Annotated in this window: 14 protein-coding genes; 7 read left to right on the top strand and 7 right to left on the bottom strand. The window is 68.3% G+C overall.

Going from position 1 to position 12763, the window contains the following annotated elements; all coding sequences use genetic code 11:
- Positions 1-8: 8 nt before the first annotated feature.
- Positions 9-452: a type II secretion system major pseudopilin GspG gene (gspG, locus tag FW760_RS21480; RefSeq protein ID WP_058541164.1), complete on the bottom strand. Its 444-nt coding sequence runs from the start codon at positions 450-452 to the stop codon at positions 9-11.
- Between the two features lie 139 nt (positions 453-591).
- Here gspG and gspI point away from each other — a divergent pair, with 139 nt between their 5' ends.
- Complete coding sequence (gene gspI / locus FW760_RS21475; protein WP_078481891.1) at positions 592-975, top strand: type II secretion system minor pseudopilin GspI; 384 nt, start codon at positions 592-594, stop codon at positions 973-975.
- Here the strand turns inward: gspI and FW760_RS21470 are convergent.
- Positions 962-1393: a type II secretion system protein N gene (locus FW760_RS21470; protein ID WP_043860347.1), complete on the bottom strand. Its 432-nt coding sequence runs from the start codon at positions 1391-1393 to the stop codon at positions 962-964. The genes gspI and FW760_RS21470 overlap by 14 nt on opposite strands.
- A gap of 118 nt (positions 1394-1511) precedes the next feature.
- On the opposite strand from FW760_RS21470, the gene gspH reads away from it, so the two are divergent.
- Together gspH and FW760_RS21460 are read left to right on the top strand one after the other, a co-directional pair.
- Positions 1512-1955, top strand: a complete 444-nt coding sequence (gspH, locus tag FW760_RS21465; RefSeq protein ID WP_043860348.1) for a type II secretion system minor pseudopilin GspH — start codon at positions 1512-1514, stop codon at positions 1953-1955.
- Positions 1952-2563: a PulJ/GspJ family protein gene (locus tag FW760_RS21460; protein WP_043860349.1), complete on the top strand. Its 612-nt coding sequence runs from the start codon at positions 1952-1954 to the stop codon at positions 2561-2563. The genes gspH and FW760_RS21460 overlap by 4 nt, the downstream gene beginning before the upstream one ends.
- Here FW760_RS21460 and FW760_RS21455 read toward each other — a convergent pair.
- The 3 genes from FW760_RS21455 to FW760_RS21445 are packed head-to-tail and all read right to left on the bottom strand — an operon-like array spanning position 2556 to position 4687.
- The gene (locus FW760_RS21455; protein ID WP_196932333.1) at positions 2556-3467 is read right to left on the bottom strand and encodes a FecR family protein; all 912 of its coding nucleotides are present in this window, start codon (positions 3465-3467) and stop codon (positions 2556-2558) included. The genes FW760_RS21460 and FW760_RS21455 overlap by 8 nt on opposite strands.
- Before the next feature lie 39 nt (positions 3468-3506).
- A complete protein-coding gene (locus FW760_RS21450; protein ID WP_043860351.1) occupies positions 3507-4037 on the bottom strand; it encodes a sigma-70 family RNA polymerase sigma factor in 531 nt (176 codons plus the stop codon).
- A gap of 20 nt (positions 4038-4057) precedes the next feature.
- Entirely contained in the window at positions 4058-4687 is a 630-nt protein-coding gene (locus FW760_RS21445) for an STN domain-containing protein (RefSeq protein ID WP_235384135.1), read from the bottom strand.
- Positions 4688-4825: 138 nt separating this feature from the next.
- Here FW760_RS21445 and FW760_RS21440 point away from each other — a divergent pair, with 138 nt between their 5' ends.
- The gene (locus FW760_RS21440; protein ID WP_054916095.1) at positions 4826-5146 is read left to right on the top strand and encodes a hypothetical protein; all 321 of its coding nucleotides are present in this window, start codon (positions 4826-4828) and stop codon (positions 5144-5146) included.
- A 359-nt stretch (positions 5147-5505) separates the two neighbouring features.
- Here FW760_RS21440 and FW760_RS21435 read toward each other — a convergent pair whose 3' ends face one another.
- Both FW760_RS21435 and FW760_RS21430 read right to left on the bottom strand, forming a co-directional pair.
- Positions 5506-6804, bottom strand: coding sequence for an ATP-binding protein (locus tag FW760_RS21435; protein WP_054916096.1), 1299 nt, complete (start codon positions 6802-6804; stop codon positions 5506-5508).
- 15 nt (positions 6805-6819) lie between these two features.
- Entirely contained in the window at positions 6820-7521 is a 702-nt protein-coding gene (locus tag FW760_RS21430) for a response regulator transcription factor (RefSeq protein WP_043859689.1), read from the bottom strand.
- Between the two features lie 155 nt (positions 7522-7676).
- Here FW760_RS21430 and FW760_RS21425 point away from each other — a divergent pair, with 155 nt between their 5' ends.
- From FW760_RS21425 to mobA, 3 genes are read left to right on the top strand one after another with little or no spacing between them, the layout of a single operon-like run.
- Complete coding sequence (locus tag FW760_RS21425) at positions 7677-8855, top strand: efflux RND transporter periplasmic adaptor subunit (RefSeq protein ID WP_043859688.1); 1179 nt, start codon at positions 7677-7679, stop codon at positions 8853-8855.
- A gap of 11 nt (positions 8856-8866) precedes the next feature.
- Positions 8867-11995: an efflux RND transporter permease subunit gene (locus FW760_RS21420; RefSeq protein WP_058541170.1), complete on the top strand. Its 3129-nt coding sequence runs from the start codon at positions 8867-8869 to the stop codon at positions 11993-11995.
- Between the two features lie 60 nt (positions 11996-12055).
- Positions 12056-12634: a molybdenum cofactor guanylyltransferase MobA gene (mobA, locus tag FW760_RS21415; RefSeq protein ID WP_043859686.1), complete on the top strand. Its 579-nt coding sequence runs from the start codon at positions 12056-12058 to the stop codon at positions 12632-12634.
- Positions 12635-12763: the final 129 nt, after the last annotated feature.

The following is a 12763-nucleotide window of genomic DNA, read 5'->3' as shown; positions in this document are numbered from 1 at the left end:
CACGGCGCCTACAGCTGCCAGGAGCCGATATCGGCGTTCACGCCCTCGCCGTCAGGCTCGCCATCGGCGCCCAGCGAGAACACGTCGATCTCGCCGTTGGCACCGGGGTTGAGGTAGTGGTAGGGGCGGCCCCAGGGGTCGTTGGGCAGGCGCTCCAGGTAGGCGCGCCAGGTGCCGGGCTTGGCCGAGGCGGGTTTTTCCACCAGTACCTTGAGGCCCTGGGCGGCGCTGGGGTAGCTGCCGTTGTCCAGGCGGTAGAGCTTGAGCGCCTGCATCAGCCCGGCGATGTCCTGGCGGGCGGCGGTGGCACGCGCCTGGTCGGGGCGGTCGAGCACCTTGGGCACCACCATCGCTGCCAGGATCCCGAGGATGACCACCACCACCATGATCTCGATCAGGGTGAAGCCGCGTTGGCGACGGGGGGCAGAACGGCGTGGGCAGGTAAGCGACATCTCGGCATTCCTTGGCGGGATTCGGGGGCCGATTGTGGCAAGGGCATATGTCAGTGGTATTGAAAATCCTCGGGAGTTCCGGTCGCCAATCGGTCAGACAGACCCCCTAGGATGCAGCTTTGCCCACACCGAGATGCCCATGCGCAGACGCCGCCCGCAACAGGCCGGTTTTACCCTGATCGAAGTGCTGGTGGCGCTGGCCATCGTGGCCGTGGCGATGGCCGCTGCAGTGCGCGCGGCCGGGCTGATGACCCAGGGCAATGGCCTGCTGCGCGACAAGTCGCTGGCCCTGCTCTCGGCCCAGGCGCGCCTTGCCGAACTGCGCCTGGAAGGCCAGGCAACCCCGGGCCTGCGCCGCTTGGCGTGCGACCAGGGGCGCCTGCGCCTGCGCTGCGAGCAGCAGGTCGACAGCCGCCCCGGTGGGCTGCTGCAGGTGCGCCTGGAGGTGTTCGAGCGTGACCGTGAAGGCCCGCCGCTGGCGCGCCTGGAGAGCTGGCTGGGCCAGGCGCCTAGGGGCGAATGAGGCGCGGCAGCGCGGGGCCTTCGGGCAGTCGCGCGATGCCGATGCGGCTGCGCTCCCCGGCGCGCTCGATCACCAGCGCATCGGCTTCTATGGCCACCAGTTGCACCCCCTGCGCCAGTTGCTCGCCCACCCGCACGGCCTGTGGCGCGCCGCCGTTGAGCGAGACGATGGCCACCGCACCGGCACTGCCGGCCAGCAGCCCGCTGAGGCTGATGTCGACCTGCGCCGGCAGGTTGGCAAACCACTGCCCGGCGGCGGCCGGGGGTGCCGATAGGGTCTGCTCCATGGCAGCCGGCACTGGTTGGGGGGTGGGCGTCCAGAGCAACGTGCCCCAGGTCGCGAGCCCGGCCAGCGCCGCGAGCAGCGCCGCGCCCTGGACCAGTTGCGGGGCAGCCACGGGTTTGAATGCTAGTGCCATGGGGAACGGTCTCCGTGTGGTTCCTGGCCCGAGCATACGCGCCGATTCTCACGCTTTTGTTTCACACGACGATCATCTTCGCCGTGCACGCTGTCACCAGCCAAGGAGGCATCGCCCCATGCAACGCAGCCATCCACAACAGGGCTTTACCCTGATCGAACTGATGGTGGTGCTGGTGATCGTCGGCATCGCCAGCGCCGCCATCAGCCTGAACATCCGCCCCGACCCGGCCAGGGCGCTGCGCGAAGACGCCGAGCGCCTGGCGCAATTGCTGCTGGTGGCCCAGAGCGAGGTGCAGGCCGATGGCCGCGCCCTGCTCTGGCAGGCCGACCGCGACGGCTACCGTTTTGTGCGGGCCGGCGCGGCGCTGGACGGCGACCCGCTGCTGCGCCCGCGCCCCTGGCAGGCCGCGCCGGTGACGGTGCAGCGCACCCCGCAGCGGGCCGTGCGCATCGACCCGGAATGGATCGGCGAGCCGCTGACCCTGCGCCTGGTCAGCGGCCAGCAGCAGATCGAGGTGCGCCGCGATGCCGCCGGCCGCGTCGAGGTGCACCAGCCATGAGGCGCCACCCGCAAGGCGGGTTCACCCTGATCGAGGTGATGGTGGCGATCCTGTTGATGGCCATCGTCAGCCTGGTGGCCTGGCGCGGGCTGGACAGCGTCAGCCGCGCCGACCGCCACGTCAAGGACAGCACCGAACAGGCCCGCGCCCTGCTGCGGGTGTTCAACCAGCTGGAGCGCGACCTGGCGTTGCGTGCCAGCAGCGAACTGGTCGAGCCGGTGCTGGCGGGCATGGACCCGCCCAGCGAAAAACCGCTGCCTGCGGTGCGGGTGCAGGCCAGCGACGGGCGCCCGGCGCGCCTGGAGCTGATTCGCAGCAGCGCCGCCGACGACGGCCTGATGCGCGTGCGCTGGTGGTTGCAGGGTGGCACGCTGTACCGCGCCGCGGCGCCGGCACGCGATCGCTTCCCGCTACCGGCGCCTGCCGGCCGGGTGGCGGTACTGGAGGATGTGGCTGAATTCAACCTGCGGGTGTGGGAGCCGGGCAAGGGCTGGCGGCACCTGACCGGCGAGGCCCGGGACAATCCGCCGGGGCTCGAGATCGAACTGCTGCGCCAGAGCGCGCAGGGCCCGCAGCGTTACCGCCAGGTACTGGGGCCGCTCAACTGAGCAGCACCACGCCACCGGGCAGTTCGGTGCAGCGTGCGCCGTAGGCGTCGCGGATCAGCTGCGCCACCCCTGGCAGTTGCGCCAGGCTGAAGCGCGCCTGCACCTTGCGTCGTCCCAGGCTGGGGTTGAGCAGCACCAGCATGCCGGGGCGGTAGCGGTTGATTTCGTCGATCACCTGGCTCAGCGGCGCGTCATGGAACACCAGCCGCTGCTCGCGCCAGGCCATTACCTGTTCGGCATCGAACGGCTGCGCGCTGCCGGCGCTGCGGGCGTCGTAACGCAGCTGCTGGCCGGCGGGCACGGGCAAGCTGCGGCCCTGCCAGAGAATCTGCACCTGGCCCTGCAGGCAGGTGACGCACACGGCCGAATCGGTGTGGCGCACATTGAAGCGCCCGGCCTGGGCCGACACCCAGGCCTGCCCGGCCTGCACCTGCACCGGGGCCTGGGCCAGCACCTCGACCTCGCCTTCGAGCAGGGCGATCGCTTCGCCGCTGCGGTTGATGCGGGTCTGGGTGTTGAGCTCCAGCGCGATGCCCTGGGTCAGGTCGATGCGACGCTGCTCGCCAACGCCGGTGTGAAAGTCTGCCGCTGGCGTGCCGAGCCCGTCCACCAGGTTGCTGCGCAGCAGCACGAAGGCTGCCGAGGCCGCCAGCGCGCCACCCAGGAACGCGCGGCGCCCCAGGGTACGCAGGGGCACCACGCGCTCGGCCTGGCGCGCCGCCGGCTCCAGCTGCTGCCACAGCTGGCGGGCCTGCTCGAAGGCCTGGGCGTGCGCCGGGCTCTGTGCGCACCACTGGCGCAGGGCGCGTGCGTCGGCGACGGTGGCGCGCCCGGAGGTAAGCAGCAGCAACCAGTCCTGGGCCTGGCTGTGCAGGCTGGGTTCAGCCGAAGTCTGGGGTGTCATGGTCTGAGGGGCCTGCATCAAAATGGCGCTGTGTATTGTTCAAGACGGTTTTCCCGCACCGGGACCGAACCGCTGGAACACTTTTCTTTCCAGCCGCGTGGCGCAGTAACCCAGTGCGGCCTTGAGCTCCTTCTCGACCATGCGCGTGGAGATGCCGAAGCGCTGGGCGATTTCCAGGTGCGAGGCTTCCTCCAGGCGCGCGGCGATGAAGATGCGCCGGCGCCGTGCCGGCAGTTCGTAGAGTGCGCCGAGCAGGCACTGGATTTCCTGCTGGCCGCCGACGATGCGCGCCGGGTCCTGGTCTTCGGCCACCTGCAGCAGGTCTTCGACCTCGGCGCCGGTGAGCAGCCGGGCGTCGGCCTGGCGCCGGTCGGCGGCGATGTTCAGGGCCATGCGGTACAGGTAGGCATTGGGCTTGTGCAGCGCGTGGGTGGCCTGCATGCGGTCGACCCGCAGGTAGGTTTCCTGGAGCACGTCGCAGGCCAGGTCGTCCGAACCCAGGCGGCGTTTGAGGCGCACCTTGAACTCGTCGTAAGAGGTCAGGAACAACGTGACCAGAGGTGTATTCATACTGCCTAGCCTCCATGCGATTAAGGGCAGTCCATGCGTGTATCGGGCAACAGCAGCAGCGTCACCGGTTGCGCCAGCGCCGAGGGCGGTGGCCGCTCCAGGCGCAGGGCGCGCAGGCTTTCGACCAGCGCGCTGTCACGCCGGTGATCGCCGGTGGAGGCCAGCAGGCGGCTCTGGGCCAGCACCCCGCGGGCGTCGATCCATACCTGCACTGCGGCCCGGTAATGGCCTGGGCGTGCCAGCGCGCTGGCACACAGCGCCTGTTCCACGGCGCGTTGCAGCGTGCGCGCATAATTGCCGGCCGCGCCGGCCCCGCCTGTGGCACGCGGGTTCGGCGCGGCTGCCGGCAGTGCCACGCGCTGCACGGTGAAGGCCTCGGCGCCGCTGTAGCGGGCCATCAGCCCGGTGCCTTCGAGCAGCCTGCGCAGGCCGTCGCGGGCGCTGAACGCGCCGTTCAGCGGCATCGAGCGCTGGCGTGCGGTCAGCTCCCGGTCCACCAGCACCGCCATGCCGCTCTGCTGGCCGAAGGCGTGCAGCGCCTCGTCCAGTGGCTGGGCCGGTATGTCGAAACGGATCGGGCCTGCGCCGTGCACCGGCATCGCCAGCACGGCCAACAGCAGCACGGCGATTCTGGCAAGGCAGTGGCGCAAACCGGTGTCTCCCCCGAAAGTCGCCATCGTGGGGCCTGTGTATGAATCTGATGTGACAGCGGTAGGCAAAAAACCTTAACGATGTGGGAAGTCGCCTGGGGCTAGACTGGGGGAAACCGCTTCAGGGAGGGCATGGACATGGGCTGTCGAATCGCGGGGTTGTGGCTGGTTGCCGGTCTGCTGAGTGGCCTGTCGAGTGGCGTGGTGCAGGCGGGACAGGACGAGGGTTGCATCGACGTGCAGGTGGGCCAGGCGCGGGCGCTGGCGTACGACTGCCTGACGCGCCAGTTGCAGAACGGCAACGGGCAGCGCGCGGCGCAGGCCAACCGCAAGGCGATGGAGGTGGATGTGAGCCGGCGCGCGCCGAACCAGCTGGGGTTGTTCAACCAGTCGGCCACGGGGCAGCGCATGGGCAATGCGTTCGGGGTGTCGGTGCGGCCGCAGCGGCCGGGGCCGTGATCGGCGCAGTTGCATTCCTGCAGGCCATGGTTCGTTGCAGCCAATGTAGGAGCCGGCGTTGCCGGCGAAGCGCCGCGCGGGCGGCGCTCGGTTTTGGGAGCACCGGTGGATTCAAGACAGGCACCTTCCAGCCCGAATGAATTTCAAGGCTGATGATTGAAGGGGTGAGCGAGAAAACCAGCCAGCAATGGCGGTGGACGACTAGTGCCAACCGATGCCCTTGCAGCGCTCTCAGGATCGAGCGCCGCAAGCGCGGCGCTTCGCCGGCAAGGCCGGCTCCTACACGGGGCGGTATTGCCAGCCTCGGTGTGTTCGACACCCGATTGCAGTGAATCCACCTGACATCAGACTTGTCGCCCCTACCGCCCCCGCGGCAAGCAGATGCGAAACTGTGCCCCCCCCAACGCCGACTGCCCCACCGTCAGGGTGCCACCCTGCCCCTCGATCACCCGACGGCTGATCGCCAACCCCAGGCCAAACCCGCCCGTGGCACGGTCCCGACTGCGATCCAGGCGGTAGAACGGCTGGAAGATGCGCTCGCGCTCCTCCTGCGGAATGCCAATGCCGTCATCCTCGACGGTCAGCACGCACGCGCCCTTGGCATCCACGCTCAGGCGCAGCAGGATGCGCTGCCCGCAATAACGCATGGCGTTGCGGATCAGGTTCTGCACCGCCCGCGCCGTCAACCGCGGGTCCAGCACAAAGCGCGGCAGATCCGGCTCGGCACGCACCTCCAGGCTCACCCCGCGCCCATCCAGCTCTTCGGCATAGCTGCCCAGGATGCTGTCGACGAACTCGGGCAGCGCCACCTCCACCCGCTCGCCACCCTGGCCATTCTGCAAGCGGTTGTACGACAGCAGCTCAAGCACCAGCGCATCCAGCTCGCGCACGTGCCCCACCAATTCCAGCAGGCGCTTGCGACTGGCCGGGGGCATTTCGTCGTACAGCAGCACCAGGCCGAAATCCAGGCGGGTCAGCGGCGTGCGCAGCTCATGCGACACCGCATTGAGCAACTCGCGCTGCTGGGTCAGCAGGCATTCGATATCCGCCGCCATGGTATCGAACACCTTGGCCAGCGCGCCGATGTTCGAGCGTGGCGAGATCAGCGTGCGCTCCGCCAGGTTGCCTTCGCCCAGGCGCTGCGCCGTGGCCTTGAGCCGCTGCAGGTCACGCCAGTGCGGGCGCACCCAGAACAGCAGGCAGCCCAGCAGCGCCGCACCGATCAGCACGGTGATGCCCCACGACAGCAGGTAGATGTCCGCCGGGTCCGGCGGGTTGCGCAGCACCACCATCCACTCGCTGTCCAGCGGCGCCAGGGCGGTTTCGTAATAGCCCCACTCCCCCAGGCGCACCACGTACTGGCCGGCCTGCAGGTGCGCCTGCTCCTCGGCGTTCAGGTCCAGGTCGGCGCGCCGGCGCAGCTCGATGCTGAGGGGGGCGAAATCGGTGTTCAGCGCCTCGGCCACCTGGGGCCAGCTGTCGCGGTGCTTGAGGTGGAACTGGTTGACGATCAGGCGCTGCACGCCCCGCGCCTGGTCCTGGTTGTAGGCGATGTAGCGGTCATGGAACACATGCAGGATCAGTTCGGGGATCAGGAAGATCGACCCGGCATACGCGACGATGGTCACCAGATACAGGCGTACCAGAATTTTCAGCATGGCCGTGGCCGCTCCTCAGAATTCCCACTCGACTCGGCTGAACAGGTAGCCCTTGCCCCACACCGTCTTGATCTTGCGCGCCTCGCCGGCGCTGTCGTCGAACTTGCGCCGCAGCTTGGAGATGGCCACGTCCACCGAGCGGTCGGTGCCGTTGAACTCGATGCCGCGCAACTGCTGCAGGATGCAGTCGCGGCTGAGCACGCTGCCGGCATTGCGCGCCAGCACCACCAGCAGGTTGAACTCGCCGCTGGACAACTCCACCGTCTGGTCGCGCCACAGCACGGTGCGTTCGGCCAGGTCGATGCGCAGCCCGCCGATCACGATCAGGTCGCTCTCGAGATGCGGCTCGTTGATGCTGCTGCGCCGCAGCAGGGTCCGCACCCGCGCCAGCAGCACGCGCGGCTCGCACGGCTTGCTGACGTAGTCGTCGGCGCCCATCTCCAGGCCCAGCACCTGGTCGTGGCTGTCGTCGCGGGCGGTGAGCATGAGGATCGGCAGCAGCAGCGATTCGGCGCGCAGTTGCCGGCACACCTGCAGGCCGTCCAGGCCCGGCAGCATCAGGTCCAGGATCACCAGGTCGGGTTTGCTGCGCCGCGCCTCTTCCAGCACGTGGTCCCCCCGCGCAATCACGCTGACGCTGAAACCATTGCGTTGCAGGTAGCTGGCGATCAGTTCGCTCAGGGCGCAGTCGTCTTCGACCAGAAGGATAGTGGGCATGGGTAGTTTGAAAGGCCGGGAAAGTCAGGCAGGATATAGCGCTTATTCGCAGGTCGCGAAATTCTTCACACTTTTTCACACTCGCCCTACATAGCTTAACAACTGCCTGTAGCGCGGCTGCCTTAGCATTGCCGGGTCATTTATGGAAGATCCGCATGCCCAGTTCAAGCCCCGTCCGTCTGCGTACCCTGGCGCCCCTGTTGCTGCTGAGCCTGGCCCTGGCCGGCTGCGACAGCAAGCCGCCCGCCGAAGAACAAGCCCCCAAGCCCGCCGTCAGCGTCGAAACCGTGCGCGAGCAACCCCTGGCCATCAGCACCGAGCTGTCGGGGCGCATCCTGGCGCCACGCATCGCCGAGGTGCGCGCGCGGGTGGCAGGGGTGGTGCTCAAGCGGGTGTACCGTGAGGGCAGCGACGTGAAACAGGGCGACGTGCTGTTTCGCATCGACCCGGCACCGTTCAAGGCCGACTACGACAGCGCCCGCGCCAACCTGGCCAAGGCCGAGGCCACGCGCTTTCAGGCGCGCCTGCAGGACCAGCGCTACGCCGAGCTGATTTCGATCGACGCGATCAGCCGCCAGGAGCACGACAACGCCCGCGCCGCCGCCATGCAGGCCGACGCCGAAGTGGCAGCGGCCAAGGCCGCGCTCGAGCGTGCGCGCCTGAACCTGGGCTATGCCACCGTGACCGCGCCGATTTCCGGGCGCGTGGGCCGTGCCCTGGTGACCGAGGGCGCGCTGGTGGGGCAGAACGAATCGACCCCGCTGGCGATCATTCAGCAGCTCGACCCGATCCATGCCGACCTGACCCAGTCGACCCGCGAGATCAACGCCCTGCGCCGTGCCCTGCGTGCCGGCGAGCTCAAGCAGGTGGGCCAGGACCAGGCCCGCGCCACGCTGATCCAGGATGACGGCACGCCTTACCCGCTGGCGGGCAAGCTGCTGTTCTCCGACATCAGCGTGGACCCGAGCACCGGCCAGATCACCCTGCGCAGCGAGTTCCCCAACCCCGACCTGGACCTGCTGCCCGGCAGCTTCATCCGCGTGCGCCTGGAACAGGCGGTGCAGCCCAAGGGCATCAGCGTGCCGCAGCAGGCCATCCTGCGTGACAGCGCGGGCCTGCCGCGGGTGCTGCTGGTGGACGCCGAGCAGCGCGTGAGCGAGCGCGCCGTGGTGCTGGGCAGCGTGCAGCAGGACCGCTGGATCGTCACCGAGGGCCTGGCCCCAGGCGATCGCATCGTCACCGAAGGCCTGCAGCACGTGAAGGTGGGTGACCAGGTGAGCGTGACCCCCGCCACCGACACGGCTGCCCCCATCGCCCAGACCACCGCCCAGTGAGGCCCTGATCCATGCCGCAGTTCTTTATTGACCGCCCGGTGTTCGCCTGGGTGGTCGCGCTGTTCATCCTGCTCGGCGGTGCGCTGGCCATCCCGCAGTTGCCGGTGGCCCAGTACCCCAACGTGGCGCCGCCACAGATCGAGGTGTACGCGGTATACCCCGGTGCCTCGGCGCAGACCATGGACGAGAGCGTGGTCAGCCTGATCGAGCAGGAGCTCAACGGCGCCGATCACCTGCTGTACTTCCAGTCCACCAGCAGCCTGGGCAGCGCCACGGTAACGGCGACCTTCCAGCCGGGCACCAACCCGGAACTGGCCCAGGTCGATGTGCAGAACCGCCTGAAGATCGTCGAGTCGCGCCTGCCGCGGGCGGTGACCCAGCAGGGCCTGCAGGTGGAGAAGATCTCCACCGGGTTCCTGATGCTGGTGACCCTGACCGCCGACGATGACCGCCTAGACGAAACCGCGCTGAGCGACTTTCTGGCGCGCAACGTGATGAACGAGGTGCGCCGCGTACCGGGCGTGGGCAAGGCGCAGCTGTATGGCTCGGAACGCGCCATGCGTATCTGGCTCGACCCGCAGAAGCTGATCGGCTTCAACCTCACCCCCGAGGATGTGAACCTTGCGATTGCCGCGCAGAACGCCCAGGTGGCCCCTGGCAGCATCGGCGACCTGCCCGGCAGCCCGACCCAGGAAATCACTGCCAACGTGCTGATCAAGGGCCAGCTGTCGACGCCCCAGGAGTTCGCCGACATCGTGCTGCGCGCCAATGCGGATGGCTCGCGGGTCACCGTGGGTGATGTGGCGCGGGTCGAGATCGGCGCCCAGGAGTACCAGTACGGCACGCGCCTGAACGGCAAGCCGTCCACCGCTTTCAGCGTGCAGCTGGCGCCCGGTGCCAACGCCATGCAGACCGCAACCCTGGTCAAGGCCAAGATGGACGAGCTGTCGCGCTACTTCCCGCCCGGGGCGGTGTACGACATCCCGTATGACACTTCGCCGTTCGTCAAGGTGTCCATCGAACAGGTGATCAACACCCTGATCGAGGCCATGGTGCTGGTGTTCCTGGTGATGTTCCTGTTCCTGCAGAACATCCGCTACACGCTGATCCCGACCCTGGTGGTGCCGGTGGCACTGATGGGCACCTTCGCGGTGATGCTGACGCTGGGCTTCTCGATCAACGTGCTGACCCTGTTCGGCATGGTGCTGGCCATCGGCATTCTGGTGGACGACGCCATCGTGGTGGTGGAGAACGTCGAGCGGATCATGGCCGAGGAAGGCCTGCCGCCCAAGCAAGCCACGCGCAAGGCCATGCAGCAGATCAGCGGCGCCATCGTCGGCATCACCGTGGTGCTGGTGGCGGTGTTCGTGCCGATGGCGTTCATGCAGGGCTCGGTGGGGGTGATCTACCAGCAGTTCTCGGCGTCGATGGCGGTATCGATCCTGTTCTCGGCGTTCCTTGCCCTGAGCCTGACCCCGGCGTTGTGCGCCACCCTGCTCAAGCCGATCGCCAAGGGCGAACACCACGTCAAGCGCGGTTTCTTCGGCTGGTTCAACCGCAAGTTCGAAGGCATGAGCAACGGCTACCAGCGCTGGGTGATGCACGCGATCCAGCGCAGCGGCCGCTACCTGGTGGTGTATGGCCTGCTGCTGGTGGCGCTGGGCTGGACCTTCAGCCAGCTGCCCTCCTCGTTCCTGCCCACCGAAGACCAGGGCTACACCATCACCGACGTGCAGCTGCCGCCCGGCGCCAGCCGCAACCGTACCGTGCAGGTGGCCGAGCAGATCGAGGCGCACAGCGCAGGCGAACCTGGCGTGGGCAACACCACGGTGATCCTGGGCTTCAGTTTCTCGGGCAGCGGGCAGAACGCGGCGCTGGTGTTCACCACGCTCAAGGACTGGTCCGAGCGCACCGCCAAGGACAGCGCCGAGGCCATCGCCGAGCGCGCCAACATCGCCTTCAGCCAGTTCAAGAACGCGGTGGCCTATGCGGTGCTGCCGCCCTCGGTGGATGGCCTGGGCACCTCGACCGGTTTCGAGTTCCGCCTGCAGGACCGTGCCGGCGTGGGCCATGCCGGGCTTATGGCGGCGCGTGACCAGTTGCTGGCCGAGGCCGCGAAAAGCCCGGTGCTGGCCAACGTGCGCGAGAGCGCCCTGGCCGAAAGCCCGCAGGTGCAGTTGCTGATCGACCGCAAGCAGGCCAACGCGCTGGGCGTGTCGTTCGACGACATCGGCACGGTGCTCAACACGGCCATCGGCTCGACCTACGTCAACGACTTCCCCAACCAGGGCCGCATGCAGCGGGTGGTGGTGCAGGCCGAGGGCGACCAGCGCAGCCAGGTCGAGGACCTGCTCAAGATCCACGTGCGCAACACCAGCGGCAAGATGGTGCCGTTGTCGGCCTTCGCCCAGGCGCAGTGGGTATCGGGGCCGGTGCAACTGACCCGCTACAACGGCTACCCGGCCATTGCCGTGTCGGGCGAGCCGGCACCGGGCTACAGCTCGGGCGCGGCGATGGCTGAGGTGCAGCGCCTGGTCGATGCCCTGCCGCTGGGCTTTGGCCTGGAATGGACCGGGCTGTCGCTGCAGGAGCAGTTGTCCGGGGCGCAGGCACCGATGCTGATGGCGCTGTCGCTGCTGGTGGTGTTCCTGTGCCTGGCGGCACTGTACGAAAGCTGGTCGATCCCCACCTCGGTGCTGCTGGTGGTGCCGCTGGGCGTGCTCGGTGCGGTGCTGGCGGTGACCCTGCGCGACATGCCCAACGATGTGTTCTTCAAGGTCGGCCTGATCACCCTGATCGGCCTGTCGGCGAAGAACGCGATCCTGATCATCGAGTTCGCCAAGAGCCTGGTGGACGAAGGGCATGACCTGGTCGAGGCCACCGTACAGGCCGCGCGCCTGCGCCTGCGGCCCATCGTGATGACCTCGCTGGCGTTCATCCTGGGCGTGGTGCCGCTGGCGATTGCCACCGGCGCCAGCTCGGCGAGTCAGCAGGCCATCGGCACCGGGGTGATCGGCGGCATGCTCAGCGCCACGCTGGCGATCGTGTTCGTGCCGGTGTTCTTCGTGGTGGTGATGCGCGTGACCGGCTGGCGCCGGCGTGACGCCCAGGCCGACCCTGCGGTGGTCGAACAAAGCTGATGGACAGCCGCGCGGCGGTCATGGGATGGTGCTAGCCCGCTTCTGGACTGGAACCTTGCAATGACCGCCGCCGTACTTCCCCCCTGCTCCATTCTTTTGCTGGCCGGCGGCCGTGGCCAGCGCATGGGCGGGCAGGACAAGGGCCTGCTGTCCTGGCAGGGCCGCCCGCTGATCGCGCACGTGCACGCCGTGGTACGTGACCTAAGCGATGACCTGATCCTTTCCTGCAATCGCAACCAGCACGCCTATCGGGCGTTTGCCGACCAGTTGGTGGGCGATGCCGAGCCTGGGTTTCCCGGGCCGCTGGCCGGGGTGCTGGCCGGGCTTGCGGTGGCGCGGCATGCCTGGCTGGTGGTGCTGGCGTGTGATGCACCGCTGATCGAGCGCGGGTTGCTCGAGCAGTTGCTGAGCGTGGCGGTGACCGGGGACTGCGCGGCGATGGTGCGCCAGGGCCAGCAGTGGCAGCCGATGTTCTGCGTGATCCCGGTGCGCCAGCAGGCGAGCTTGCAGGCGGCATGGCAGGCCGGTGAGCGCAGCCTGTTGCGGGCGTTGCTGGAGCATCCGTTGCAGGCGGTGGAGTGTGCAGAGGAGGACCGGCGCCTGAGCAACTTCAATACGCCGCAGTGGTTGGGGCAATAAGGCTTTTTGTGTCGTCTGTGAGGGCCTCTTCGCGGGCCAAGCCCGCTCCTACAGGGGAAGGTGGTGACCTTTAGGCCCGTGTAGCACCTGTGGGAGCTGGCTTGCCAGCGAAGGGGCAGTTCAGGCGCC

This window comes from Pseudomonas sp. 1176_21, from assembly GCF_052850635.1.
This window is presented reverse-complemented; position numbering and strand designations above follow the sequence as displayed.

Coding starts and splice junctions, on each gene's coding strand:
- gspG (WP_058541164.1), bottom strand. CDS start 452: ATGTCGCTTACCTGCCCACGCCGTTCTGCCCCCCGTCGCCAACGCGGC.
- gspI (WP_078481891.1), top strand. CDS start 592: ATGCGCAGACGCCGCCCGCAACAGGCCGGTTTTACCCTGATCGAAGTG.
- FW760_RS21470 (WP_043860347.1), bottom strand. CDS start 1,393: ATGGCACTAGCATTCAAACCCGTGGCTGCCCCGCAACTGGTCCAGGGC.
- gspH (WP_043860348.1), top strand. CDS start 1,512: ATGCAACGCAGCCATCCACAACAGGGCTTTACCCTGATCGAACTGATG.
- FW760_RS21460 (WP_043860349.1), top strand. CDS start 1,952: ATGAGGCGCCACCCGCAAGGCGGGTTCACCCTGATCGAGGTGATGGTG.
- FW760_RS21455 (WP_196932333.1), bottom strand. CDS start 3,467: ATGACACCCCAGACTTCGGCTGAACCCAGCCTGCACAGCCAGGCCCAG.
- FW760_RS21450 (WP_043860351.1), bottom strand. CDS start 4,037: ATGAATACACCTCTGGTCACGTTGTTCCTGACCTCTTACGACGAGTTC.
- FW760_RS21440 (WP_054916095.1), top strand. CDS start 4,826: ATGGGCTGTCGAATCGCGGGGTTGTGGCTGGTTGCCGGTCTGCTGAGT.
- FW760_RS21435 (WP_054916096.1), bottom strand. CDS start 6,804: ATGCTGAAAATTCTGGTACGCCTGTATCTGGTGACCATCGTCGCGTAT.
- FW760_RS21430 (WP_043859689.1), bottom strand. CDS start 7,521: ATGCCCACTATCCTTCTGGTCGAAGACGACTGCGCCCTGAGCGAACTG.
- FW760_RS21425 (WP_043859688.1), top strand. CDS start 7,677: ATGCCCAGTTCAAGCCCCGTCCGTCTGCGTACCCTGGCGCCCCTGTTG.
- FW760_RS21420 (WP_058541170.1), top strand. CDS start 8,867: ATGCCGCAGTTCTTTATTGACCGCCCGGTGTTCGCCTGGGTGGTCGCG.
- mobA (WP_043859686.1), top strand. CDS start 12,056: ATGACCGCCGCCGTACTTCCCCCCTGCTCCATTCTTTTGCTGGCCGGC.